The 25,422-nt window shown below is 61.7% G+C and carries 25 protein-coding genes; 10 read left to right on the forward strand and 15 right to left on the reverse strand.

Annotation, left to right across the window (positions count from 1 at the left end; genetic code table 11):
- Positions 1-41: 41 nt before the first annotated feature.
- A complete protein-coding gene (gene ptsP, locus HX855_RS17150) occupies positions 42-2,321 on the reverse strand; it encodes a phosphoenolpyruvate--protein phosphotransferase (RefSeq protein WP_177086795.1) in 2,280 nt (759 codons plus the stop codon).
- Between the two features lie 22 nt (positions 2,322-2,343).
- Positions 2,344-2,823, reverse strand: a complete 480-nt coding sequence (locus HX855_RS17155; protein ID WP_003176750.1) for an RNA pyrophosphohydrolase — start codon at positions 2,821-2,823, stop codon at positions 2,344-2,346.
- Between the two features lie 143 nt (positions 2,824-2,966).
- Between HX855_RS17155 and HX855_RS17160 the strand changes: the two genes are divergently transcribed.
- Positions 2,967-3,623, forward strand: a complete 657-nt coding sequence (locus HX855_RS17160) for an HAD family phosphatase (protein WP_177086793.1) — start codon at positions 2,967-2,969, stop codon at positions 3,621-3,623.
- Positions 3,624-3,734: 111 nt separating this feature from the next.
- On the opposite strand, the gene HX855_RS17165 is transcribed toward HX855_RS17160, so the two are convergent.
- Both HX855_RS17165 and ilvA read right to left on the reverse strand, forming a co-directional pair.
- On the reverse strand, positions 3,735-4,148 hold the full coding sequence (locus tag HX855_RS17165; RefSeq protein WP_177086791.1) for a DUF2269 family protein: 414 nt from the start codon (positions 4,146-4,148) through the stop codon (positions 3,735-3,737).
- A 40-nt stretch (positions 4,149-4,188) separates the two neighbouring features.
- Complete coding sequence (gene ilvA / locus HX855_RS17170) at positions 4,189-5,703, reverse strand: threonine ammonia-lyase, biosynthetic (RefSeq protein ID WP_177086789.1); 1,515 nt, start codon at positions 5,701-5,703, stop codon at positions 4,189-4,191.
- Between the two features lie 136 nt (positions 5,704-5,839).
- Between ilvA and rpiA the strand changes: the two genes are divergently transcribed.
- Positions 5,840-6,511: a ribose-5-phosphate isomerase RpiA gene (rpiA, locus tag HX855_RS17175; RefSeq protein ID WP_177086787.1), complete on the forward strand. Its 672-nt coding sequence runs from the start codon at positions 5,840-5,842 to the stop codon at positions 6,509-6,511.
- Positions 6,512-6,630: 119 nt separating this feature from the next.
- On the opposite strand, the gene HX855_RS17180 is transcribed toward rpiA, so the two are convergent.
- The 4 genes from HX855_RS17180 to HX855_RS17195 form a co-directional block, all read right to left on the reverse strand.
- Complete coding sequence (locus HX855_RS17180; protein ID WP_177086786.1) at positions 6,631-7,545, reverse strand: SdiA-regulated domain-containing protein; 915 nt, start codon at positions 7,543-7,545, stop codon at positions 6,631-6,633.
- Between the two features lie 118 nt (positions 7,546-7,663).
- Positions 7,664-8,593 carry an SdiA-regulated domain-containing protein gene (locus HX855_RS17185; RefSeq protein WP_177086784.1) on the reverse strand — a complete coding sequence of 310 codons (930 nt, stop codon included), beginning with the start codon at positions 8,591-8,593 and terminating at the stop codon, positions 7,664-7,666.
- Positions 8,594-8,830: 237 nt separating this feature from the next.
- A complete protein-coding gene (locus HX855_RS17190; RefSeq protein ID WP_177086781.1) occupies positions 8,831-9,496 on the reverse strand; it encodes a fumarylacetoacetate hydrolase family protein in 666 nt (221 codons plus the stop codon).
- A gap of 22 nt (positions 9,497-9,518) precedes the next feature.
- On the reverse strand, positions 9,519-10,913 hold the full coding sequence (locus HX855_RS17195; RefSeq protein WP_003213844.1) for an FAD-binding oxidoreductase: 1,395 nt from the start codon (positions 10,911-10,913) through the stop codon (positions 9,519-9,521).
- Positions 10,914-11,117: 204 nt separating this feature from the next.
- Here HX855_RS17195 and serA point away from each other — a divergent pair, with 204 nt between their 5' ends.
- On the forward strand, positions 11,118-12,347 hold the full coding sequence (serA, locus tag HX855_RS17200) for a phosphoglycerate dehydrogenase (RefSeq protein WP_177086779.1): 1,230 nt from the start codon (positions 11,118-11,120) through the stop codon (positions 12,345-12,347).
- A 139-nt stretch (positions 12,348-12,486) separates the two neighbouring features.
- Here the strand turns inward: serA and HX855_RS17205 are convergent, their stop codons facing one another.
- Positions 12,487-12,927, reverse strand: coding sequence for a DUF4399 domain-containing protein (locus tag HX855_RS17205; RefSeq protein ID WP_177086777.1), 441 nt, complete (start codon positions 12,925-12,927; stop codon positions 12,487-12,489).
- A 134-nt stretch (positions 12,928-13,061) separates the two neighbouring features.
- Here HX855_RS17205 and HX855_RS17210 point away from each other — a divergent pair, with 134 nt between their 5' ends.
- Positions 13,062-13,841, forward strand: coding sequence for a transporter substrate-binding domain-containing protein (locus HX855_RS17210; RefSeq protein WP_177086775.1), 780 nt, complete (start codon positions 13,062-13,064; stop codon positions 13,839-13,841).
- Between the two features lie 109 nt (positions 13,842-13,950).
- Here the strand turns inward: HX855_RS17210 and HX855_RS17215 are convergent, their stop codons facing one another.
- A complete protein-coding gene (locus HX855_RS17215; RefSeq protein WP_177087123.1) occupies positions 13,951-14,445 on the reverse strand; it encodes a DUF523 domain-containing protein in 495 nt (164 codons plus the stop codon).
- A gap of 2 nt (positions 14,446-14,447) precedes the next feature.
- Complete coding sequence (locus HX855_RS17220) at positions 14,448-15,080, reverse strand: 2OG-Fe(II) oxygenase (protein WP_177087121.1); 633 nt, start codon at positions 15,078-15,080, stop codon at positions 14,448-14,450.
- 131 nt (positions 15,081-15,211) lie between these two features.
- On the opposite strand from HX855_RS17220, the gene HX855_RS17225 reads away from it, so the two are divergent.
- A complete protein-coding gene (locus HX855_RS17225) occupies positions 15,212-15,964 on the forward strand; it encodes a DUF2059 domain-containing protein (protein ID WP_063026433.1) in 753 nt (250 codons plus the stop codon).
- A gap of 101 nt (positions 15,965-16,065) precedes the next feature.
- Here HX855_RS17225 and HX855_RS17230 read toward each other — a convergent pair whose 3' ends face one another.
- Entirely contained in the window at positions 16,066-17,007 is a 942-nt protein-coding gene (locus HX855_RS17230; protein WP_177086773.1) for an alpha/beta hydrolase, read from the reverse strand.
- A gap of 111 nt (positions 17,008-17,118) precedes the next feature.
- On the opposite strand from HX855_RS17230, the gene HX855_RS17235 reads away from it, so the two are divergent.
- The 4 genes from HX855_RS17235 (at position 17,119) to HX855_RS17250 (ending at position 19,843) form a co-directional block, all read left to right on the forward strand.
- Positions 17,119-17,703: a DUF6436 domain-containing protein gene (locus HX855_RS17235; RefSeq protein WP_177086771.1), complete on the forward strand. Its 585-nt coding sequence runs from the start codon at positions 17,119-17,121 to the stop codon at positions 17,701-17,703.
- A 147-nt stretch (positions 17,704-17,850) separates the two neighbouring features.
- Positions 17,851-18,207 carry an EamA family transporter gene (locus HX855_RS17240; RefSeq protein ID WP_177086769.1) on the forward strand — a complete coding sequence of 119 codons (357 nt, stop codon included), beginning with the start codon at positions 17,851-17,853 and terminating at the stop codon, positions 18,205-18,207.
- Positions 18,207-18,620 (forward strand): multidrug efflux SMR transporter, encoded by a 414-nt coding sequence (locus HX855_RS17245; protein WP_177043825.1) that lies wholly within the window; start codon positions 18,207-18,209, stop codon positions 18,618-18,620. The genes HX855_RS17240 and HX855_RS17245 overlap by 1 nt, the downstream gene beginning before the upstream one ends.
- Entirely contained in the window at positions 18,617-19,843 is a 1,227-nt protein-coding gene (locus HX855_RS17250; RefSeq protein ID WP_177086767.1) for a DegT/DnrJ/EryC1/StrS family aminotransferase, read from the forward strand. Before HX855_RS17245 ends, HX855_RS17250 begins: the two co-directional genes overlap by 4 nt.
- Here HX855_RS17250 and HX855_RS17255 read toward each other — a convergent pair.
- On the reverse strand, positions 19,833-20,714 hold the full coding sequence (locus HX855_RS17255; protein ID WP_177086764.1) for a hypothetical protein: 882 nt from the start codon (positions 20,712-20,714) through the stop codon (positions 19,833-19,835). The two genes, HX855_RS17250 and HX855_RS17255, sit on opposite strands and share 11 nt — an antisense overlap.
- On the reverse strand, positions 20,711-21,796 hold the full coding sequence (locus tag HX855_RS17260; RefSeq protein WP_177086762.1) for a GNAT family N-acetyltransferase: 1,086 nt from the start codon (positions 21,794-21,796) through the stop codon (positions 20,711-20,713). The genes HX855_RS17255 and HX855_RS17260 overlap by 4 nt, the downstream gene beginning before the upstream one ends.
- A 226-nt stretch (positions 21,797-22,022) precedes the next feature.
- Here HX855_RS17260 and HX855_RS17265 point away from each other — a divergent pair, with 226 nt between their 5' ends.
- Complete coding sequence (locus HX855_RS17265) at positions 22,023-24,377, forward strand: penicillin acylase family protein (RefSeq protein WP_177086760.1); 2,355 nt, start codon at positions 22,023-22,025, stop codon at positions 24,375-24,377.
- Between the two features lie 128 nt (positions 24,378-24,505).
- On the opposite strand, the gene HX855_RS17270 is transcribed toward HX855_RS17265, so the two are convergent.
- Positions 24,506-25,408 (reverse strand): AraC family transcriptional regulator, encoded by a 903-nt coding sequence (locus tag HX855_RS17270; RefSeq protein WP_177086758.1) that lies wholly within the window; start codon positions 25,406-25,408, stop codon positions 24,506-24,508.
- Positions 25,409-25,422: the final 14 nt, after the last annotated feature.

Consider the following 25,422-nt stretch of genomic DNA (forward strand, 5'->3'; position numbering starts at 1 on the left):
AAATGTGGGAGCTGGCTTGCCTGCGATGAAGGCGCCTCGGTTTAGAGGGTTTTTGCAGACGCCGGATTGATCATCCGCGCCAACCCAAGGTTCTTCAGCGCCAATTGCAGCGAGCTGTGGATAACTTGCGGGTTGTCGATGGTCATCAACTCCGCCAGCAGCTCCTTGGCCCGGCTCAGGTTGATCTGGCGCAGCATCCATTTCACCTTCGGCAAGTTGGTGGCGTTCATCGAGAGGCTGTCAAAGCCCATCGCCATCAACAGCACCGCCGCCGCCGGGTCACCGGCCATTTCACCGCAGATACTCACCTGCTTGCCTTCGGCATGGGCGTCGCGCACCACGTTCTGCAAGGCTTGCAGCACTGCCGGGTGCAGGTAGTCGTAGAGGTCGGCCACCCGCGGGTTGTTGCGGTCCACCGCCAGCAGGTACTGGGTCAGGTCGTTGGAACCCACCGACAGGAAGTCCACCTGCCGCGCCAGCTCTTTAGCCTGGTACACCGCCGCCGGAATTTCGATCATCACGCCAATCGGCGGCATCGGTACGTCAGCGCCTTCGTCGCGCACTTCGCCCCAGGCCCGGTGGATCAAATGCAGGGCTTCTTCCAGCTCGTGAGTGCCGGAGATCATCGGCAGCAGAATGCGCAGGTTGTTCAGGCCTTCGCTGGCCTTGAGCATGGCGCGGGTCTGGACGAGGAAGATTTCAGGGTGGTCGAGGGTCACGCGAATACCGCGCCAGCCAAGGAAGGGGTTGTCTTCCTTGATCGGGAAATACGACAGTGACTTGTCGCCGCCAATGTCCAGGCTGCGCATGGTCACCGGTAACGGATGGAAGGCGGACAGTTGCTCGCGATAAATCGCCAGCTGCTCCTTCTCACTCGGAAAACGCTGGTTGATCATGAACGGCACTTCGGTGCGGTACAGGCCTACCCCTTCGGCGCCGCGCTGTTGCGCACGGGCCACGTCCGCCAGCAGGCCGGTGTTGACCAGCAGCGGTACACGGTGGCCGTCGAGGGTCACGCACGGCAATTCGCGCAGGGCGTCGAGGCCCTGGGACAGCTGGCGTTCTTCTTCCACCACTTCGGCGTATTGCTTGCGCAGCACGTCGCTGGGGTTGGTGTAGACCTCGCCGTGGTAGCCGTCGACGATCATGTCGATGCCGTCGACCTTGGAATACGGCAGGTCCACCGCGCCCATCACCGTCGGGATGCCCATGGCCCGGGCCAGGATCGCGACGTGGGAGTTACCCGAACCCAGTACCGAGACCAGGCCCACCAGTTTGCCTTCCGGCACTTCGCCGAGCATCGTGGCGGTCAGTTCTTCACTGATCAGAATGGTGTTGTCGGGGTACACCAGCGAGGTCGAGCGCTCTTCCTGCAGGTAGGCCAGCAGACGGCGACCGAGGTCCTTCACGTCCGAGGCGCGCTCGCGCAGGTAGGCGTCGTCCATCAATTCGAAACGGTTGACGTGATCGGTCACCACCTGGCGCAGCGCGCCCTGGGCCCACTGGCCGGTCTTGATCACGTCCTTGACTTCGCTGCCCAGGGACGCGTCGTCGAGCATCATCAGGTACACGTCGAACAGCGCCCGCTCTTCAGGGCGCAGCTGGGTGGCCAGCTTGGTCGACAGGTTGCGCATGTCGTTGCGCACGCCTTCGAGGGCCGTCTTGAAGAGGATGATTTCGGCGTTGATGTCGGTGACGGTCTTGTCCGGCACCACGTCCAGGTCGGCCGGCGGCAGCATGACCACGGCGGTACCGACGGCCGCACCCGGCGAACCCGGTACGCCGACGAACTTGGCTTCCTGGATGCCCTTACCCTGGCGGCCCAGGCCACGAATCGAGCCAGTGGCTTCGGCGTGGGCGATAACCCCGGCGAGCTGCGCGCTCATGGTCACGAGGAAGGCTTCTTCGCCCTCGTCGAACTGGCGGCGTTCTTTTTGCTGGATGACCAACACGCCGACAACGCGGCGGTGGTGAATGATCGGTGCGCCGAGGAATGAGGCGTAGCGCTCTTCGCCGGTTTCGGCAAAGTAGCGATAACGCGGGTGGTCGGCAGCGTTTTCGAGGTTCAGGGGTTCTTCACGCGTCCCCACCAAGCCCACCAGACCTTCATTGGGCGCCATGCTGACCTTGCCGATGGAGCGCTTGTTCAAGCCCTCGGTGGCCATCAGGACAAAACGGTTGGTCTCGGGGTCCAGCAGGTAAACCGAGCAGACCTGGCTGCCCATGGCTTCCTTGACGCGCAACACAATAATCCCCAACGCCGCCTTGAGATCCTTGGCGGAGTTAACTTCCTGGACGATCTTGCGCAGCGTATTGAGCATGGCTCGGGGTCGAACTCCGTCGTCAGTCGCGCGCTAAAAGGCGCGGGGCAAGCTCTTTAAGAGCGCGACGATAAACCTCGCGCTTGAATGTCACCACCTGGCCCAACGGATACCAATAACTGACCCAGCGCCAGCCATCGAACTCCGGTTTACCGGTCAAATCCATCCGCACCCGCTGCTCGTTGGAGATCAGGCGCAGGAGAAACCATTTCTGTTTCTGGCCGATGCACAGCGGTTGGCTGTGGGTACGTACCAGACGTTGCGGCAAACGATAGCGCAACCAGCCTCGGGTGCAGGCCAGAATTTGCACATCTTCGCGTTCAAGGCCTACTTCTTCATTCAACTCACGGTACAAGGCGTCTTCAGGGGTTTCGTCGGGGTTGATCCCGCCTTGAGGAAACTGCCAGGCATCTTGGTTGATTCGGCGAGCCCATAGCACCTGTCCGGCATCATTCGTAAGAATAATCCCGACATTAGGACGGAAACCATCGGGGTCGATCACGGCAACAACCTCGCAAACGCATGTCACCGCATTGTTCCACAAAGATTGATACAGCGGCAACGAGGCTGCTTACCTTATGTGCACTCTTGTGAAAAGACCGTATTCTGGACGCCTTTTTACAGACTTTTCAGCGAGTAACTGCAATGCGCCTGGCTTTATTCGACTTGGACAACACGCTTTTGGGGGGTGACAGCGATCACGCCTGGGGCGATTACCTCTGTGAACGCGGGATTCTCGACGCGGTGGCCTACAAGGCGCGCAACGATGAGTTCTACCAGGACTACCTGGCCGGCACGCTGGATAACGCCGAGTACCTGAACTTCTGCCTGGAAATCCTCGGCCGCACCGAGATAGCCCAGCTGGACGAATGGCACCGCGACTACATGCGCGACTGCATCGAGCCGATCCTGCTGCCCCAGGCGGTTGAGTTGCTGGCCAAACACCGTGCGGCAGGCGACAAACTGGTGATCATCACTGCCACCAACCGCTTTGTGACCGCGCCGATTGCCGAGCGGCTGGGGGTTCAAACCCTGATTGCCACGGAATGCGAGATGGAAGGTGGCCGTTACACCGGGCGCAGCACGGATATCCCGTGCTTTCGCGAGGGCAAGGTGACGCGCTTGAATCGTTGGCTGGAAGAGACGGGGTACAGCCTGGAAGACAGCTACTTCTATAGCGACTCCATGAATGACCTGCCGTTGCTGGAGCAGGTGACGCATGCAGTGGCGGTGGATCCGGATCCGAAACTGCGGGCCGAGGCCGAAAAGCGTGGCTGGCCGGTGATCACCCTGCGCGGCTGATAACCCGCTGTAGGAGCGAGCTTGCTCGCGAAGATCGTTAACGAAAACGCGGGGAACCTGACTCCCCGCGGCACCCTCAGGTTTTTCGCGAGCAAGCTCGCTCCTACAGGGTCAGACAGGCTTGGCCCCCATCAACCCGGCAATCGCCACAAACCCCACCAGGCTCACCACCGCCAGCGCCAGGGTGAAGTTCACACTCCCCGCCCCGCCCAACCGCAGTCGATTAAGCCGCGCCACCAGCCAAAACCAGCTCAGCGCCGCCACGGTGTAGATCACACTCGAGCCCAAAATCCACGTTTGCCCCAGCGGCCAGCCGATCAAGTGCACCAGCCACCAGCCGGTGAACGGCATGCTCACCACGCAAATCCCCATCAACAACCACACAAACACCCACGGCCGCTGCACGGTATAGGCCGGCCCCGCGCTGCGTTTGCGCCAGGCCAGCACCGCCAGGGCGAGGCCGCTGAGCAGCAGCAATACCGTAGCCGCGATGTGGATAACTTTAAGGGTGGTCAGCGTTTCCATGTTCTCGATTCCTTGAAGGCCGCCCAGTCAGCGTAGTCGCTCAACCGAGGAACAGCTGGTAGGCCGGGTTATCACTTTCATCCCAATACGGGTAGCCAATGGCTTCCAGCGCCGCCGGCACCAGGTGACGCTCGTCTGCCGGCACTTGAAGGCCCGCCACCACACGCCCGTCGGCGGCGCCGTGGTTGCGATAGTGGAACATCGAGATGTTCCAGCGCCCGCCCAATTTGTTAAGAAAGTTGAACAGCGCCCCCGGACGCTCCGGGAATTCGAAGCGGAATACCACTTCATCGCTGACGTGGGCCGCATGACCGCCGACCATATGACGGATATGCAGCTTGGCCAGTTCGTTTTCCGTCAGGTCCAGCACCGGGAAACCCTGACGGGTGAGGCTGGCGATCAGCGCGCTGCGCGGGTCATTTTCCGGGTGGGTCTGCACGCCGACAAAAATGTGCGCCTCACGGCCGGAGTGGTAGCGGTAGTTGAATTCGGTGATCTGGCGCTTGCCCACGGCTTCGCAGAAGGCCTTGAAGCTGCCCGGTTTCTCGGGGATGGTCACGGCGATAATGGCCTCGCGGCCTTCACCCAGCTCGGCACGCTCGGCCACGTGGCGCAGGCGGTCGAAGTTGACGTTGGCCCCGGAATCAATGGCCACCAGGGTTTGTCCGGTGATGCCACGGGTCTCGACGTACTTCTTGATGCCCGCCACGCCCAGGGCGCCGGCGGGCTCGGTGATGGAGCGGGTGTCGTCGTAGATGTCCTTGATCGCCGCGCAGATTTCATCGGTGCTGACGGTGATCACTTCATCTACGTAGTCCTTGCAGATCTCGAAGGTGTGCTGGCCAATCTGCGCCACCGCCACGCCGTCGGCGAAGAGGCCCACGGTCGGCAACACCACGCGCTCACCCGCCGCCATGGCGGCTTGCAGGCAGTTGGAGTCGTCCGGCTCGACGCCGATGATCTTGATTTCAGGCCGCAGGTACTTCACATACGCCGCAATACCGGCAATCAGGCCGCCACCGCCCACCGGCACGAAAATCGCGTCCAGCGGCCCCGGGTGCTGGCGCAGAATCTCCATCGCCACGGTGCCCTGCCCGGCAATGGTGTGCGGATCATCGTAGGGGTGGATGTAGACGTAGCCCTTTTCGTCGACCAGCTTCAGCGAATACGCCAACGCTTCCGGGAACGTATCCCCGTGCAGCACCACTTTGCCGCCACGGGAGCGCACGCCTTCGACCTTGATCTCGGGGGTGGTCTTGGGCATCACGATGGTGGCCTTGACCCCCAGCACCTTGGCCGCCAGGGCCAGGCCCTGGGCATGGTTGCCCGCCGAGGCTGTGACGACGCCGCGCGCACGTTCCTCCAGGCTCAGTTGAGTCAACTTGTTGTAGGCGCCGCGAATCTTGAACGAGAACACCGGCTGCAAGTCTTCGCGCTTGAGCCAGACCGTGTTGCCCAGGCGCTCGGAGAGCTGGCGGGCGGTCTGCAGCGGGGTTTCTACGGCAACGTCGTAAACGCGCGAGGTGAGGATCTTTTTGACGTACTGTTCAAGCATCGGAAAGCATCACTGGGCGGGTTGGGCAGGGCCAAGGAGTCTAACCCAGCGTTTGGCCGGGCGACCACACGAAAACCGAGGTTTTGTTGGGTTATACTCGCGCCCCTCTTTACTCCCCGCCCGTTCCGGAGCCCGCATGACCCAGGATCAACTCAAACAGGCAGTGGCCCAGGCCGCCGTCGATTTAATCCTTCCTAAACTCGACGATAAAAGCATCGTCGGTGTCGGCACCGGCTCCACCGCCAACTGCTTTATCGATGCGCTGGCCCTGCACAAAGGTGCGTTCGACGGCGCGGTGGCCAGTTCCGAAGCCACGGCCGCGCGGCTCAAGGGCCACGGCATTCCGGTGTATGAGCTGAACACCGTCAGCGACCTGGAGTTCTACGTCGACGGCGCCGATGAAAGCGACGCGCACCTGAACCTGATCAAAGGCGGCGGCGCCGCCCTGACCCGCGAGAAGATCGTTGCGGCCGTGGCCAAGACCTTCATCTGCATCGCCGACGCCAGCAAACTGGTGCCGGTACTCGGCGCCTTCCCGCTGCCGGTGGAAGTGATCCCGATGGCCCGTAGCCACGTGGCCCGCGAGCTGGTGAAACTGGGCGGCGACCCGGTGTACCGCGAAGGCGTGCTGACCGACAACGGCAACATCATCATTGACGTGTTCAACATGCAGATCACCGATCCGGTGGCGCTGGAGCGCTCGATCAATGGGATCGTCGGCGTGGTCACCAATGGTTTGTTCGCCGCCCGTCCGGCAGACGTACTGCTGCTGGGCACACCGGAAGGCGTGAAAACCCTGAAGGCCTGACACAAATCCAAATGTGGGAGCGGGCTTGCTCGCGAAGGCGGTGTGTCAGTCACCAGATGCTCAAGCTGACCCACCGTCTTCGCGAGCAAGCCCGCTCCCACATTTGTCCTGTGCAGGTCTCAGGACTTGGTTTTTTTGAACACATAGAAAAGATTGGGCTCACTGACCATGTACAACGTGCCGTCGTCGTCCATGGCAATCCCTTCGGCCTGAGGCACCCGCTGCTTCAGGCCATGGCGCCCCTTGAGCAGCGACAGACTGCTCAGGGGACGACCGTCGATATCCAGCTCCAACACCAGGAATGACTCATCCGACAGCGCCAGCAGATGGCCGCTGCGCTCATCGTATTGCAGGCTCGACAGGTCGCGCACAAACAGCCCGGCATCGCGCTTGGGGTTGTTGATCACGTGCACCGAGTAGGTTTTTTCCGGTGTGAAATGGGGAAAGCCGTGCACCTCGTAGATCAGCATCGGGTCACGTTCCTTGGCCACAAACAGGCGCTTGCCCACCGAGTCATAGGCCAGGCCTTCGAACCCCTTGTTGCCCCCCAGGTGCACGCCAAGGGTCATTTGCTCGGCATCCGCGGCGTCGAGGAATTGGGTATCGTCATCCACATGGACCTTGATCAGCCGCTGCTGGCGCTCATCACTGATCACGTAGGTGTTGTCGCTGATGTACTCCACCGCCTCGGCATCACCAAAGCCTACCAGCGCAATGCGCCGCAAGATCTTGCCGTCCAGGGACAGCTCCACCAGCTCGGCATTCTTGTTGGTGACGGTAAACAGACTGTTGCGCACCGGATCATAGGTCAGGGCCGAGACGTCATCGTTGAGGCCCTCGATCACCTGCGCCTCCAGGGTTACCCGGTAATCCCCCAGGCCAATGGAATGTTCACCGGCAGGATTACGCCACGACTGCCAGTTGAACCAGGCACGTTCGAACAGGCGAAATTGCTGGGCAACCACGCCGCACGCGACAAGGGCGATCAGGATCAGGATAAAAAAAGCAGGTTTGGGGCGGGCAAGTCGACGCATCGGGGCGGGGCTCAAGGTAAAAACTGGCGAATGAATATCACGGTCGCCTGAATTTAAACTTAAACGCCCCGGGTGTCTGGCGGATGCCGCAGATAGAGAAAAATCTGACGTAATAGAACTACTGGGCCTGCTTCTCGAAACGATAGAAAAGATTCGGCTCGCTGACCATGTACAACGTGCCGTTCTCGTCCATGGTCACGCCTTCGGCACGGGGAATGGTGTGCTTCAAACCATTGAAGCCGCCGAGCAAGGTCATGAAGCTGACCTGCTCGCCCTTCTCGTCCAGTTCCAGCAGCAGATGGGAGTCAGCCGACAGCGCCAGCAGGTGGCCGGTGCGCGGGTCGACGGTCAGCGCCGACAGGTTGCGCATGTCCAACTCGGTATTGGCCACCTTTTGCTTGTCACCGGTAAGGGTCTGGCTGCCATCGCTTTTCCAGGTGAACAGGGCCGGCGGCCGCTCTTCGCCGAGGATCAGCTGTTGGTTGCGCTTGTCCCAGGTGACGGCCTCAAAGGCTTTGTTCTGGTCCTTGGACGGGCCCAGGTCATAGGACGGGAAGTCGGCTTTGTTCAACTGCTGGGTCTGCGGGTCGACCTTGACGATGGTCAGGCTGTGCTGGCGCTCATCCACCACCGCCAGCAGGCCGTTTTCCATCACGGTCACGCCTTCCGGATTGTTCCAGCCGTTGAGCGGCATCTTGCGCAGCACGTCGCCTTGCAGGGTCAGCTCAACCAGGAACGGGTTCTTGCCCATCACCGAGAACAGGGTTTTGGTCAGCGGGTTATAGGCCAGGTCCGACGCTTCGTCCTTCTCCATGCCGGGCAGCAATTTGCCGTCGATCACGGCGCGGTAGTCCGGGAGCCAGACACTTTCCAGGCGCTCGGTCGACGTTTCGAAGCGTTCTGCCACCCACAGCAAGCCGCGGTCGTCCCAGTGCATCGCCCAGGCCACGCCATAAATGATCGCACCGGCCAGGAACAGCCAGGAATACCAGCGCATGGCAAGGCGCGAACGCAGCGTGGGTTTTACGGAGGGCAGAGGCACGGCCATTACGCTTTCCAGAAAGTCAGCTTTAGGGGATAGCACAGGATCAGAAGGTCCGCGCGCAGGAGGCTGAGGATTATCCGGATGGGGTGTGAAAAAAATGCAAAAACCGATATTTCCAGACAAACACAAAACAATGTGGGAGCCGGGCTTGCCCGCGATGGCGGCGGGTCAGTCAACATTTAAGGCGACTGACACACCGTCATCGCGGGCAAGCCCGGCTCCCACATTTTTGACCGTGTCTTAGCGAACGCTGCTTTCGAACCGGCTCACACCCGGCAGTTCCAGCACCAGCTCATCACCCACATTCAGCGGGCCAACGCCGGCCGGCGTACCGGTGAGGATCACGTCCCCGGCCTGCAGCGAGAAGCAACCGGCCATGTACTGGATCATCGGGATGATCGGGTTGAGCATGATCGCGCTGTTACCGTCCTGGCGCACTTCGCCATTGATGGTCAGGCGGATGCCGATATCGGTCACGTCCGGGAAGGTGCTGCCGACGACGAACGGGGCAATCACCGCCGCGCCATCAAACGACTTGGCGATTTCCCATGGCAGGCCTTTGGCTTTCAGCTCGGCCTGCTTGTCCCGCAGGGTCAAGTCCAGGGCCGGGGCGAAGCCGGAGATGGCATCCAGCACTTCCTCACGGCTCGGCTTGGTCGACAACGGTTTGCCGATCAGCACCGCGATTTCCGCTTCGTAATGCACCGAACCGCGCTCGGCAGGGATGGCGAAACCGCCTTCCAGCGCCACCACGCAGCTGCCAGGCTTGATAAACAGCAGCGGCTCGGTCGGTACCGGGTTATCCAGTTCCTTGGCGTGTTCGGCGTAGTTACGCCCGATGCACACCACTTTCCCCAGGGGAAAGTGAATATTGGTGCCGTCGACATACTTGTGCTGGTAGCTCATGGACCGACTCCTTCAGGGACTGTTAAACAGCGAAAATCTTGCCCGGGTTCATGATCCCGTTAGGGTCGAACACCGCTTTCACTGCCTTCATGTATTCAATTTCAACCGGCGAGCGGCTGTAGGTCAGGTAATCGCGCTTGGTCATGCCCACGCCGTGTTCGGCGGAGATCGAGCCGTTGTACTTCTGCACGGTCTCGAACACCCACTTGTTGACGGTGGCGCACTTGGCGAAGAACTCGTCCTTGCTCAGGTTTTCCGGCTTGAGGATGTTAAGGTGCAGGTTGCCGTCGCCGATGTGGCCGAACCAGACGATTTCGAAGTCCGGGTAGTGTTCCCCGACGATCGCGTCGATTTCCTTCAGGAAGGCCGGCACTTTCGACACAGTCACCGAGATGTCGTTCTTGTACGGCGTCCAGTGGGAGATGGTCTCGGAGATGTACTCGCGCAGCTTCCACAGATTGTGCAACTGGGTTTCGCTCTGGCTCATCACGCCGTCCAGCACCCAGCCCTGCTCCACGCAATGCTCGAACGTGGCGAGGGCGTCGTTGGCCACTTCTTCGGTGGTCGCTTCAAATTCCAGCAGCGCGTAGAACGGGCAGTCGGATTCGAACGGGGCCGGCACGTCGCCACGGCCGAGGACTTTGGCCAGGGCCTTGTCGGAGAAGAACTCGAAGGCGGTGAGGTCCAGCTTGCTCTGGAACGCGTGCAGCACCGGCATGATCGAGTCGAAGTCGGTGGTGCCGAGCACCATGGCCGTGAGGTTTTTCGGCGCACGGTCCAGGCGCATGGTGGCTTCGACCACAAAGCCCAAAGTGCCCTCGGCGCCGATGAACAGCTGGCGCATGTCGTAGCCGGTGGCGTTCTTGATCAGGTCTTTGTTCAGTTCCAGCAGGTCGCCCTTGCCGGTGACGACCTTCATGCCCGCCACCCAGTTACGGGTCATGCCGTAGCGAATGACCTTGATCCCGCCGGCATTGGTGCCGATATTGCCGCCAATCTGGCTGGAACCGGACGATGCGAAGTCCACCGGGTAGTACAGGCCTTTTTCTTCGGCCACGTTCTGCAATTGCTTGGTGACTACACCCGGCTGGCACACAGCGGTGCGGTCGGTGAGGTTCACGTCGAGGATCTGGTTCATATAGTCGAACGACACGACCACTTCGCCATTGGCCGCCACCGCCGCCGCCGACAGGCCGGTACGACCGCCGGACGGCACCAGCGCCACCTTGTGTTCATTGGCCCAACGGACGATGGCCTGCACCTGCTCAGTGGTCTTCGGAAAGACGATGGCCACCGGCGCCGGCGCGAAATGCTTGGTCCAGTCCTTGCCGTAAGCCTCAAGGGAGTCAGCATCGGTCAGGACCTTGCCAGGCTCAACCAGGGTCTTCAGCTCATCAATCAGGGCAGGATGGGTCATCGACAGAACTCTCGAACAATTCATGGTCATCCTGAGAACGCTTCACGTCGCAGGAATGGGTGTTTAGCGGGGCACGTATGCTAGCATACCGCCCCCGCAGGATAGTGCCCAAGGGCGTTCTGCGGTGACGGCTTTCCTGCCGTCCGGGTCAGCTTACGCGATCCGATTCCCTGCCATTTTTCTCCGGGATACAGGTTTACGCAGATGAGCAAGACTTCTCTCGATAAGAGCAAGATCAAGTTCCTTCTTCTGGAAGGCGTCCACCCATCGGCCGTCGAAGTCCTGAAGGCCGCCGGGTACACCAGCATTGAGTACATCACCAGTTCTCTGCCGGAAGCCCAGTTAAAGGAAAAGATCGCCGACGCGCACTTTATCGGCATTCGCTCCCGCACTCAGCTGACCGAAGAGATCTTCGATCACGCCAAGAAGTTGGTGGCGGTCGGCTGTTTCTGCATCGGCACCAACCAAGTCGACCTCAACGCAGCGCGCGAGCGCGGCATCGCGGTGTTCAACGCACCGTATTCCAACACCCGCTCCGTCGCCGAGCTGGTATTGGCCGAGGCGATCCTGCTGTTGCGCGGCATCCCTGAGAAGAACGCTTCCTGCCACCGTGGCGGCTGGATCAAGAGCGCAGCCAACTCCTTCGAAATCCGCGGCAAGAAGCTGGGTATCGTCGGTTACGGCTCGATCGGTACTCAACTGTCGGTATTGGCCGAAGGCCTGGGCATGCAGGTGTTCTTCTACGACACCCTGACCAAGCTGCCATTGGGCAACGCCACTCAGGTGTCGAGCCTGACCGAGCTGCTGGGCATGTCCGACATCGTGACCCTGCACGTACCGGAAACCGCTGAAACCCAGTGGATGATCGGCGAGAAGGAAATCCGCGCCATCAAGAAGGGCGGCATCCTGATCAACGCTGCACGCGGCACCGTGGTGGAGCTGGACGCCCTGGCCGACGCGATCAAGGACAAGCACCTGATCGGCGCCGCCATCGACGTGTTCCCGGTAGAGCCGCGCTCTAACGACGACATCTTCGAAAGCCCGCTGCGTGGCCTGGACAACGTGATCCTGACCCCGCACATCGGCGGTTCCACCGCTGAAGCCCAGGCCAACATCGGCCTGGAAGTGTCGGAGAAACTGGTCAAGTACAGCGACAACGGTACGTCGGTGTCCTCGGTCAACTTCCCGGAAGTGGCCCTGCCGGCTCACCCTGGCAAGCACCGTCTGCTGCACATCCACCAGAACATCCCTGGCGTGATGATGGAGATCAACAAGGTCTTCGCGGAAAACGGCATCAACATTTCCGGTCAGTTCCTGCAGACCAACGAGAAAGTCGGCTACGTGGTAATCGACGTAGACGCCGAGTACTCGGACCTGGCGCAAGAGAAGCTGCAGCACATCAAAGGCACTATCCGTAGCCGCGTGTTGTTCTAAGCCTGTAGGAGCGGGCTTGCCCGCGAAAAACGCTAACGAAAACGCGTGCATCCTGGATGCACGCAGCGCCCTCAGGTTTTTCGCGAGCACGCTCGCTCCTGCAAATAAAAACGGGAGCCCCGCAAGGGGCTCCCGTTTTTTATTTCACGTTAACCGTGATGACTTTCGACGCTACAGTCGGGTTGAACTGCATGTGCAGCTTGTCGCCTGCCACCAGTTGCAGCGTGTGCTTGCCTGGGGTGAGGGTCAGCTCGGTTTCGGTCTGGGCCTTGCCGTAGTGGATCACGGTATCGGTGGCCGGGATCGGCACGCTGGCGTCAGGCAATTCTTTCTGGTCGATCAGCAGGTGGTGGTGGCCGGTGCCCGGGTCCTGGCTGGTGGCCGGGGCCAGTTTCAGGCCTTCCATGCCGAATTTCACGGTGAAGGTTTTGTCGACGGTGGCGCCATCTTTCGGCGACACGATAAACACCTTCGCACCAGCCGGTGGCGCGCTACGCGGAATGCCATCGGCGGCGGTTGCCAGCATCGAAACGCCCAAGAGCAGGCTGGCCAGCGTTGTACGGGTCAAAAAGGCTTTCATTCACTTCTCCAGTTTTTCCGGGAAATCTGTAGGGTTATGACAACTTCACGACAAATTGCTGTCCAAGGCACTCAACACCATAGCAAAGCGAGCCTGAACAACGCCTCGCTCATTCGAAATCTTTAGGAGAGACCATGCGTTTCCTGCCTGGCCTGTTGCTGTTACTGCCCCTTATGAGCCCCTTGGCCCATGCCGAACTGATCGACGATGTGTTTGACCGTGGGGAATTGCGCATCGCCCTGGAGGCCAACACCCCACCGTTCAATTTCAAGGAAGGCGACAAGCTCACCGGCTTTGAAGTGGAGCTGGGTGAATTGCTTGCCAAGGAAATGGACGTACGCGCCTCCTTTATCACCGTGGATGCCGCCGAGTTGATGGCCGGCGTGGAAAGCGCCAAGTACGACGTGGCGATCAACCATATCGCTATGACTCCTGAACTGGCGGATCGTTTCGACTTCAGCGAGCCCTACAGCTACTCCAGCGCGCAGTTGATCGTACGCAAGCAGGAACAGCGCCCGCTCGGCAGCTTTGCGGCGCTCAAGGGCAAAGCGCTGGGCGTGGCCCAGGGCAGCCAGTTTGTGGAGCAGGCGCGCACCGCCGAAGGCGTTGATTTGCGCAGCTACGCCGATGCCAAACAGCCGATCAAGGACGTTGCCGACCAGCAAATTGATGCGGCCATCAGTGACCGCTTGCTGATTCCCTACGCGATTCGTGACAGCGCATTGCCCGTGAAGGGCGGCGCAGACGTTGGCCCGACGTTGAGCCTGGCGATTCCGTTCCAGAAGGGTAACCCGGCGTTCAAGGCCAGCCTGGACAAGGCCCTGCAACGGGTGAAGGCTGATGGCCGGCTGACGGCGCTGTCGGAGAAGTGGTTCGGGATGGATGCGAGCAAGCCGGTGGCGAAGGCCGAATAAACGACTCGGTCAATGTGGGAGCTGGCTTGCCTGCGATAGCGGTGGGTCAGCATCAAAAATGTAGGCTGATACACTGCTATCGCAGGCAAGCCCGCTCCCACATTTTGATCTATGCCGGGCTTGAGAGTTTTGCCAGGGCCGCGGCCGCTTCAGGCAACTCCAGCTCACTGAACACCAGCACCCCATGGCGCTTGAGCAACGCGGCCGTCACGCCTTCGCCGGTTACCTTCACGCCGCTGAAGGTGCCGTCATAGGTCAGCAGGTTGCCGCAAGACGGGCTGTTGGCCTTGAGCACGGCGACACGGATGTGGTGGCGTTGCACCAACGCCAGCGCCTGGCGGGCACCCTCGAGGAAGGCTTCGCTGAAGTCTTCGCCTTGGGCGGTCAGCACTTGGGCGCGGCCTTCCCAGACATCAATCCCCTGCCCGCCCGGAATCTCGGCCGACGGGCGCGGGGTCGGCAAGCCACCCGCCACTTCCGGGCACACGGCAACCACCCGGCCTTCGGCCTGCCACGCGGCCAGTTGGTCGAAAGGCCCGCTGGCCCCTCCGTCGTAGCGTACCCGGTGCCCCAGCAGGCAGCGGCTGACCAGAATCTTTTGCATCATCAAAACGGCTCGTTACCCCGCCGGCGAAACCAGCCGGTGAGGGACAGGCGTTCGCGGGTGGCAGGCATGACTTCATGGGGGATTTCCCCCGACAGGAACACCACCAGGCAACCGCCGGTGGGTACCACATCGTATTCGACGTCGCCCTTGAGGTACATGCGCAACTGGCCACCCTGCTCCGGCAGCCAGGCGTTGTTCAAATAGATCACCGCCGACACCATGCGTCGGTCGTCATCGCGAAAGCGATCCACATGCTTGAGGTAAAACGCCCCCGGCGGGTACATCGCAAAGTGGCTTTCGAAGTCTTCCAGGCCCAGGAACAGACCCCGGTTCATTGCCACCCGCAGGCTGTCCATCAGCTCGAGGTAGTTGTCGCAGGCCACCACTTCGCCCGGCTCCAGCCACTGGATATGGTCACCCCGAATGCCCTCGCGAATCTCCTGGGACGGGCCGCGCCCGACGGCAGCCGGCGCCAATTCACCTTCGGCGGCACGTTTTTGGCACTCAGCCGCCAGTTCGAGGGTCAGAGCCTCGGGCAGGAAGAGCGTTTGCTGCGACCAGCCTTGTGCGGCCAGGTCATCGACAATGCGTAACAGCAGCGGGTGATCGGAGGGTATGGGCATGGCGCGCATAGTATCCATACGCCTGTGAATCCGACAGAGCCGCCGAGCGTCTGAATACACTTTAGTCAGGTGACCGATAGGATTTCTCGACAAATCCTACGCCCGACACGGACAATAGTGGCCGACTGACAGGAGTCCATATGCGTCGTTTGTTTTTTTCCTTGCTGATGCTCTGCGTTTTGCCCGCCTGGGCAGACAGCCATGACCAGTTGTACAAGGTCGCCGGCTGGGCAGACCAGCGCGCGCATTTTAATGACGCCCTCAGTGCCGCCCAGCAACGCTACCGCAACAGTTTGCCGCCCGCCGTGTATCAGGCGCTGGTGGACAACAGCAATAAGCGCTTTGCGCCCCAGTCGGTCGACCAGCGCGCCGAGGCACAGCTGCGCAAGAACCTGGCGGACCCGAAGCCGGCGTTGGCGTTCTTCCAGTCGCCCCTTGGGCGCAAGATTGTCGCCGCCGAGCTGCTGGCAACCCGCCGGGATCAACTGGCCAAGAACGCCCAGGGTTTGCCGCATATGGAGGCCGACGCCACCCGCAGCTTGATCATCGGCCACTTGGCCCAGGCCCTGCCCGCACGGGAAGCCGGGGCTGAAGTCAGCCTGGCGATTGCCGGTGTGGCGGCCGACAGCCTGAGCCAGATGATCCCCGGCCTGTTGGGCGGTGGTCAGGCACAGGGCATGCTGAACGGCCAGCGCGAGCGCCTGATGCAGCAGATTGGCAATGATTTGAACAACACGCTGCTGTACGTCTATCGGGACTTGTCCGACCCGGAGCTGGAAGAATTCGCGACGTTTGCGGAGTCGCCGGATGGCAAGGCGTACTACAAGGCGGCATTGGCGGCGATTCGTGCCGGGCTGGCGGTAGGGCAAAGTACTTCAAGCCTGGCACCGTAAACGATGTGGGAGCTGGCTTGCCTGCGATAGCGGTGGGTCAGTAATGAAAGTGTGGCCTGACACCGCTATCGCAGGCAAGCCAGCTCCCACAGGGAACAGCGTTATTTCAGGTGGTCGGTGAGAAACCTGAAGTATTGCTGCCGAATCTCCGGAATCTCATTCACCAAATGATGCCTGCCCCGCGGCAGCATCAGCACCTGCGGCTGGTCGAACTTGCTGCGCAGCACGTTCAGGTTGTGCTGCCAGTCCACCGTCATGTCCTCTTCCCCCTGCACAATCAACGGCTGCCGCGTACTGCGGGGCGCCGCTTCAATGCGTTTGATCCAGCGCGCCAACGCGCCCACCCACGCGGTCGGCAGTTGCCGGGGCTGCAACGGGTCGGCCTCCAGGAACGGCTTGAACTGCGGGTCGTTGGTGTTATCGCTGAAACGCCGGGCAATGCCTTTGACGAACGGCCTGAGCAGGTAATAGCTGAGCTGCGACCAGCCCCAGGCGCGAGGCCGTACCAGCGGTGAGAGCAGAAAGGTCTTGCCCTGGGCCGGGCTGTCGGTGCCGTGGTTAAGCAGGTGATCCAACACAATCGCGCCCCCAGTGCTTTGCCCGAACAAGTGCCACGGCTGCGGCAACTGCAACGCCTTGGCCTGTTCGAACAGCACCTGCACCACGTCCTGGTACACCTCAAAGTCATCGATGCTGGCCCGCTCGCCGCTGGACAGGCCATGGCCCGGCAAATCGCAGGCGATCACCACAAAGCCCTGGTCCAGCGCCCAATCCACGGCGTTGCGGTACAGGCCCATGTGGTCGTAGAAGCCATGAAACAGGAACATTGTCGCCACCGGAACGGGCGGCCACCACACCTGGCAGACCACGTCGAACCCGTCCACCGCAAAGCGCCCCAGACGACTTGTCGCCGGCACCTTTCGGGCGGGCAGGTCCAGGCCGTAGAAGCGCTGGTAGACCCGGGCCTCGGCAGAAAGCGGCTGCGCGTCCACCAGGGGCCGCAGGCTTTCGCGTAGATGATCAGGGTCAAACGTAACGGGCATAAGAACTTCCAGGCGGTGGCTTCAACGCATTGAACAGATGAATATCGAGCCGCGATATTCATCTGTCAGGGCAAGCATGGCAAGCTACGCGTCCTCCGAGGATCGATCCAAATGCGACAGCCCTACCGCACCACCCTCTTCGCCAGCCTGATCGTGATTATTTGCGCCGGTGTGTTATGGGCGGCGTATGACTGGTTCCAGGGTCGCTACCTGCGGGCGTTCAGTGAGCATACGGCGGTGTTTTCCGGTGACACCCTGAGCCTGCCGCCCGAGCTGGCCGGCCCCGGCCCCATCCGCCTGGTGCACTTCTGGGACCCGGCCTGCCCGTGCAACGTCGGCAACCAACAGCACCTCGGCGAACTGATCGAGCAGTACGCGCCGCAAGGCGTGGAGTTCTACTCCCTGCAGAAAGCCGGCAGCCACGGCCAGTTGCCGGCCACCCTCGGCGCAATGAAGGCCCTCAAGGCCCTGCCCGGCGCCCAACACGTGCCCGCCAGCCCCGCCGTAGGCATCTGGGACCGCAGCGGCAAGCTGGCGTACTTTGGCCCCTACAGCGAAGGGCTGACGTGTAATTCCAGTAACAGCTTTATCGAGCCTATCCTGAAAGCCCTCGGAAGCGGGCGCGAGGTGAATGCGACCCACACCCTGGCAGTCGGCTGTTATTGCGAGTGGAGCGCGGCAACTCCAACCCCCTGACCCGGGCGGCGCCAAGCTGAACAGACGCTGTTCGTTCGGCAAACTCGAACAACGGTATCGGCATGCTGCTGTATCGTAAGCGACAAGCGGGGCGGACGGCGCTTGAGCCGTCGGTGCCAGGCGTATAAGCAGACGATACGGGAACACATGAGTCAATTAACCATCATCCTCTGGATGCTCAACGTCATTGTTGATACATCCGGCCAGTTGGCGTTCAAAGCCGCGGCCTCAGCCAGCGCCGAGCATGACGGCATGGCCCACTGGCGCCATATGCTCAAGCGTCCGTGGATCTGGCTGGGCATCATCTGCTACGTCTTCGAGTTCGTGCTGTGGCTGGCCTTCCTGACGCTGGTGCCGTTGTCGGTCGGGGTGATGCTGGGCTCCATCAATATTGTGGTCATCATGATTGCGGGCCGTTTCCTGTTCAAGGAACGCCTGAGCAAATGGCGGTTGATCGGCATCATGCTGATTGCCTGTGGCGTGACCGTCGTGGGGTTTGAGTAATGAAACGGTTTTATATCCTGGGTTTTCTGTCGCTGATCATTTTCGATACGTTGGCGCAGGTCAGCTTCAAATTCGCCTCGATTCATGCCGAACCGCTGACGATGGACGCCGCGTGGCTGGTCCGCGTGTTCGGTGCGCCGTGGATCTACGGCGCATTCGTGGGCTACATCGGCGCGTTCTTTACCTGGATGACCTTGCTCAAGTACGCGCCGGTCGGCCCGGCGTTTGCGGCCTCACACCTGGAGCTGATCAGCGTGACGCTGATCTCGGTCTGGCTGTTCAACGACACCTTGACCCTGCCCAAGATCGTCGGCGGTGCGCTGATCATTGCGGGCATCCTGTGCCTGGCCCGCAGCGAAGACAAAGAGAGCAAGACCGTCGAGGCCGAGCCCTCGCAGACGCTGGCGTCATGACCCGCGTGGCCGGCCCACGGGAAATTCCGCCGACGGCGGGGCTTCCCCTGCGCTGGCAGGATTTATTCAGCACTTCAGGTGACCTGGCCCGTTCGCTGGCCCAACAACTCGATATTCCCCTGCCCGCCCTGCCCTGCTCCGGCACCGCCGCCCTGATCATGGCGCTGCGGGTGTTGCAGCAGCGCATGCCGGGGCGCACCGAACTGATCGTGCCGGCCTATACCTGCCCGCTGGTGGCCCTGGCGGCCCATCACTGCCCGCCTTTGCGCGTGGTGGCGTGCGATCTGCAGCCCGACAGCCTCGACCTCGACGAACAACAGCTGGCGCAGTTGTGCACCGAAAACACCCTGGCGATCGTCGTCACCCACCTGGCCGGGCGCGTGGCGGATGTGGGCGCTGCCATTCGTATTGCCGCGCCGCTCGGCGTGGCGGTGATCGAAGACGCGGCCCAAGCCATGGGTGCGCTGGATGAAGGCAAAAGCGTCGGGCTAAAAGGTGACATCGGCTTTTTCAGCATGGCACTGGGCAAAGGCCTGACGACGGCGGAAGGCGGCGTGTTGTTCAGCCGGGACGCGGCGCTGCATCAGGCCTTGCACCAGCAATGCCGGCAGGACTTGCCCTTCAGCCTGCGCTGGGAACTGCAACGCAGCGCCGAACTATGGGGCTATGCGATGGCGTATCAGCCGCGCGGGCTGAAGTACGTGTATGGCAAGCCGCTGCGGGCGGCACTGGCGCGGGGCGATGAAGTGGCGGCGGTGGGCGACGATTTTTCCGTCAACGACATTCCGTTGCACCGGCTGGGCGGCTATCGCCAGAAAGTCGGTGCCGCCGCCCTGGCACGCTTGCCCGAGCATTTGCAGCAAGGGCGCCTGCGAGCCTTGCGCCGCGTGGCGCAACTCAACCGCTTGCCCGGCGTGTCGGTGTTGACCGACGGCCCCGGCCAGCAAGGCACCTGGCCGTTCCTGATGGTGGTGATGCCCAGCGCTCAAACCCGCGATACCGCCATGGCGCAGCTGTGGACAGCGGGCCTGGGCGTCACCCGCCTGTTTATCCACGTGCTGCCGGGCTACTCGGCACTCACCCCGCTATTGCAGCAAGGCGCTCATATTCCCTGCGCACAAAGCTTCGCCGCCCAGACGCTGTCGATCAGCAACAGCCACTGGCTGACCGACGCGCTGTTTGAGCAGGTGCTGGACCATCTACGGCGAATTCTTAAGCGCTGACCCAGCTCTGATCGATACGGGTCAACAAGCGTGCATTCAACTCATTCTGCTGCTGTTGCCAGAGGACCACCTGGTTCTCCGGCAGCTCTTCCTGGCCATCCGACGCACTCAGCCAGCGCTTGAACTTGCTCTGGTAGTGATAGGCCGACACGTCGCCGGTAATGTCCGCGCCAATAATGCTGCCCTCGCAGGCATCGATCAGCGCATTCAAATGCTTCTCCAGAAACTCGCCCTGGTCCCAGTTGGTATTCACCACCTCCGGGCTCAGCACGTCTTTATCGATGGAGAGATACACCGGCAGCGAACGGTCGAGCTGGGCCACGAACGCGCTCATCAACTCGTCTGCATTGCTGAAGGCGCGATTGCTGCGGCCTGCGCCGATCCAGTTCAACCAGCGGGTATCGACGTTGGTGTTCCAGTAGGTCAGCTTGCGTTTCACCAGCGGTGACCAGTGATTCTCCCAGGCGTGCTTGAGGGAAATGTCCGGCGAGCCAATGCCCAGCACGTGAACATGCTCGACCTGCGGCAAGCGGCTGGCCCAGTACACCCAGGACCCACAATGGATACCAAACGGATAGCGCATGTTGTCCGGGTGGTTGTCGCAAATGATCAGCTGGATTTTTTGCTGGGTGGGCAGACGGTTCAACAGCAACTGGCTGAGGTGGTGATAGTCACCGCTGCCGGTAAACACACAGCCGTAGTCGCTGGGCATCTGCGCGTGCAGGGCGCTCTCCAGCTCCTTGAATTGCGCCCAGCGGCAGCCGAAGCGAATCTTCTCCTGCCAGGCGTGCAGCGGCAGGGTGATGGCGCCGGGAATGTTATTCACGGCGCCATCAAAATCGAGGATCAACGCGGGACGGGCCTGACTCATGAGGTTTGCTCCTGCTGCCACTGCATGTCGCTTTCAAAATGGTGACGGAAACGGTTCAACACCTTGCGCAACAGCGGGTTCCTCACCCATACCAGATGGCGAGTGAAGGTAAACCTGGCGCCGAGGCTGGACTTGACCTGTGGGTCGGTCCAGCCCGCCACATAAAATTCCAGGCCCTTCTCCAGCGCGTACTCCAGGTTCACAAACCAGCTGACAAAGTACAGGTTGTGCTCCAGCGCCAACGGGTAGTTCAGGCCGATGTACTTGTCGAGCAACTTGCCGTCTTGCTGATAGCACAGGTTATAGCCCACCAGTTCGTCCTCGTCCCAATAGCAGAACACATGCCCGCCGCTGCTGGCATCGGTCAGCAGCTGGATGAAGAATTCGGGGGTGAGCAAATCGAAGTGGATTTCGCTCTGTGCGTACACCGCCTTGTACAGCCGGTACAGCTCCTGCTGCCATTGCTCGTCGCTGAAGCGGGCGTCGCCAGTGTCCAGGATCTCGATGCGCAGTTTGTCGCGGCTGCGCAACTTGCGCCGGATGTTGCGCCGGCGGCTATGGGACAGCCGCGACAAATAGTCGTCAATCGAAGTGAAGTCGATGGGCACATAGGCCAGTGCCTGGCCCTCGACACTGATGAACCCGAGCTGGCTGCACGCCTCGATCAGGCCTTGTGCATAGCGATTGTCCTCGACGCTGAGCAGCGGAGAATCCAGCGGCACATCTTTCACGATGGTGAGTTTGCGTTGCGGCGCGCACTCCTGTTGCAGCCATTGGGCCAGGTCCTGTGGCGGCACGTTCAGCGGGAACGGAGAGTATTCGCTGACCGTGGTGCCGACAAAGCAGGTGTCGATATGCAGCCATGACTGCCACAAACGGTAGCCCGGCCAGCCGCGCAGGCGGGCACGCAACTCATCGTCGGCAGTGGTCTGCAGGTCGAACCGGGTGAAAAAGTACGGCAGTCCCTGTACTGACAGCTGGGCGTCGAACCCAACCGGCGGGTATCGCAAAAAGCTGCTGATCAGCGATGGCGTTTCCATGCAGCAGGCATAAGGCACCTGTGCACGGCTGGGATCTGTCATAAATTGCATTCCGAAAGTGATAGCAAAGGCGCGCCCGGATGGCCTGATCGTGAAGGGCGCAGCGGGTTTCATGTAACAGAGCAAACATAATAACCCGCCCACTCGCCTCCCACTTCAGAACCCCGACTTCATGCAGGTGAGGTTCAGGGAACACGATGCCAACAGCTTCTTCCTCACCGCTCGCCAAACCCACTAAACTGCCCGGATCACTAATAAGGGACAACCCATGAAACGCATCCTGACCGCGCTGGCCATTCTGCTCGTCGCCCTGATGGTGGGCGCCGGCTGGTACGTGTACAGCAAGCAGCCCACCCGCCAGGGCACCGTGGAGCTAGCCCACTTGCAAGGCTCGGTCACCGTGCGTTACGACGACCGTGGCGTGCCCCATATCCGCGCCGAGAACGAGACCGACCTGTACCGGGCCCTGGGCTATGTGCACGCCCAGGACCGCTTGTTCCAGATGGAAATCATGCGGCGCCTGTCCCGTGGCGAACTGGCCGAAGTGCTGGGCCCCAAGCTGCTGGAGACCGACAAACTGTTCCGCAGCCTGCGCATTCGTGAGCGTGCCTTGAGCTACGTCGAGCACATGGACCATGAGTCGGCGTCCTGGAAGGCCCTGCAAGCCTACCTCGACGGCGTCAACCAGTATCAGGACAGCCACGCCAGCCCCATGGAGTTCGACGTACTGGGCATCCCCAAGCGCCCGTTTACCGCCGAAGACACCATCAGCGTCGCCGGCTACCTGGCCTACAGCTTTGCCGCGGCCTTTCGCACCGAGCCCTTGCTGACCTACGTGCGCGATCAGCTGGGCAACGATTACCTGAAAGTCTTCGACCTCGACTGGCAACCCAAGGGCGCGCTGAACCTGGCCGCCGGTGACTGGAAAGACCTTGGCGCCATCGCCCAGTTGAGCGAGCAGGCCCTCGCCGAAAACGGCCTGCCGCAGTTCGAAGGCAGCAACGCCTGGGCCATCAGCGGCAGCCGCACCAAGAGCGGCAAACCGTTGCTGGCGGGCGACCCGCATATCCGCTTCTCGGTGCCGTCGGTGTGGTACGAAGCCCAGCTGTCGGCGCCGGGCTTCGAACTGTACGGTTATCACAACGCACTGGTGCCAGTGGCGTTCCTGGGCCACAACAAGGATTTCGGCTGGAGCCTGACCATGTTCCAGAACGATGACCTCGACCTGATCGCCGAAAAGGTCAACCCGGACAACCCCAACCAGGTCTGGTACCACGACCAGTGGGTGGACATGACCAGCAGCGAGCAGCAGATCGCGGTCAAGGGCCAGGACCCGGTGACATTGACCCTGCGCAGGTCGCCCCACGGCCCGATCATCAATGACGTGCTCGGGGAGAACGCCGGCAAGACGCCGATTGCGATGTGGTGGGCGTTCCTGGACACCGAGAACCCGATCCTCGACGGCTTCTACCAGCTCAACCGTGCCGACACCCTCGCCAAGGCCCGCGCGGCGGCGGCCAAGGTCCAGGCGCCGGGCCTGAACATCGTGTGGGCCAATGCCAAGGGGGATATCGGCTGGTGGGCGGCGGCGCAATTGCCGATCCGCCCGGCCGGGGTCAACCCGGGCTTTATCCTCGACGGCAGCACGGCCCAGGCGGACAAACTCGGCTTCTACCCGTTCAGCGCCAACCCCCAGGAAGAAAACCCGGCGCGGGGTTATGTGGTGTCGGCCAACGCCCAGCCGGCGTCGCCCACCGGCATGCCGATCCCCGGGTATTACAACCTGGCCGACCGTGGCCAGCAGTTGAACGCCCAACTGAGCGACAACAGCGTGAAATGGGACGTGAACAACAGCCAGGCCTTGCAGCTCGGCACCACCACCGCCTACGGCCCACGGCTGCTGGCGCCGCTGCTGCCGGTGCTGCGTGACGTGGTCAAGGACCCGGCGCAGTTGAAACTGGTGGAGCAACTGGCCGCCTGGAAGGGTGATTACCCACTGGACTCCACCAGTGCCACGCTGTTCAACCAGTTCCTGTTCAACCTCACCGATGCGGCGTTCCGCCCGAAACTGGGCGACGCGATGTTCAAGACATTGCTCACCACCCGCGTGGTCGATGCCGCCTTACCGCGCCTGACCGCCTCACCGGATTCGCCGTGGTGGGACGGGCACCGTGCCGACACGGTCAAGCTGGCCTGGGACAACAGCCTGCAACACCTCAAGGCGACCTTCGGCGATGACCCGGCGCAATGGCAATGGGGCAAGGCCCACACCCTGACCCACGGCCATCCGCTGGGCTCGCAGAAGCCGTTGGACATGATCGTCAACGTCGGCCCGTTTGCCGCTCCCGGCAGCCATGAAGTGCCCAACAACCAATCTGCACAGATCGGCCCTGCGCCGTGGCCCGTGACCTACGGCCCCTCGACCCGGCGCCTGATCGACTTCGCCGACGCCGCCCATGCGCTGACCATCAACCCGGTTGGGCAGAGTGGTGTGCCCTTCGACAAGCACTATGCCGACCAGGCGGAAACGTACATCGAGGGCGGGTATGAGCAGGCGCATTTCAATGATGAGGAAGTGACGGCGAATACCCGCAGTACGCTCAAGCTGTTGCCGGCCAGGTAGGTGGTTGAAATACGGACTGTGTGGGAGCTGGCTTGCCTGCGATACAGACGCCTCGGTGTCTCAGTTAAACCGAGGTGATGCCATCGCGGGCAAGCCCGGCTCCCACATTTCGACCTGTGTTGTTGCGTCTAGCGGGCGCGCAGCCGCCCCGGCGCCTCACCATAGGTCTCCTTGAATTTCTTGCTGAACGCCGCCTGGGATTGGTACCCCGCCTGGGCGGCAATGTCCGTCAGGCTCAGCCGCGACTGATGCAGCAGGTTAAACGCCAACTCCATGCGCAACTGCGTCAACAACACCCACGGCGACACACCCGCCACTTTGACAAACGCCCGCATGAAGGTCGCACGGGACATCGAGGCGGCGCTGGCCAGGCTGTCGATGGTCCATTCATGGCCGGGCTCCGCCAGCATCGCCTGCCAGGCCTTGCCCAGGCGTTTGTCGGCCAGCAGGGCAAAGGTGCCCGCCGCCGGCGCTTGCTGTGTGAGCCAGGCCCGCAAAATCAGGGTGAACAACGCCGACGACAGCGCATCGATAAAAAACCGCGCGCCCAACTGCTGACCGTCCGCCTCGCTGCGCAGCAAGGCGATCAGTGCCGCCAACTGCCCATCGGCCTGCCACTGCCGGCTGGACACCACCAGGTAGTCCGGCAACGCACTGAACAACAACGACTGGCGGTTGTAGCGAAAGCTGCCGCAGAGCATGTCCACCTCCGGCTGATCGCTCCCCAGGCGATGGATCGGCAGCAGGCCGCCCTCGATCACGGTCTGCGCCATCGGCTGTACCCGGGCACCCTGGCTGCGTACCAGGTGCGTCGCGCCACCGGGCATCAACAGGATATCGCCCTGCTCCAGCGTCACCTGCTGCCCGCCGGACAATTCAGCACGGCAGGTCCCCGCCAGCACAATGTGATACGGCGCCACGCCCAGCGGCTCGGGTTCGTGGTCCATGGCCCAGTCGCCCTGGAACTGGCAACGCAAATCCAGGCTGCCCCGCAGGTTGGCCAACGCGATCAAGGTGTCGATGGAATTCATTTGCGAGCATCGGT

The organism is Pseudomonas sp. IPO3778 (genome assembly GCF_013386825.1).
Taxonomy (GTDB): Bacteria; Pseudomonadota; Gammaproteobacteria; order Pseudomonadales; family Pseudomonadaceae; genus Aquipseudomonas.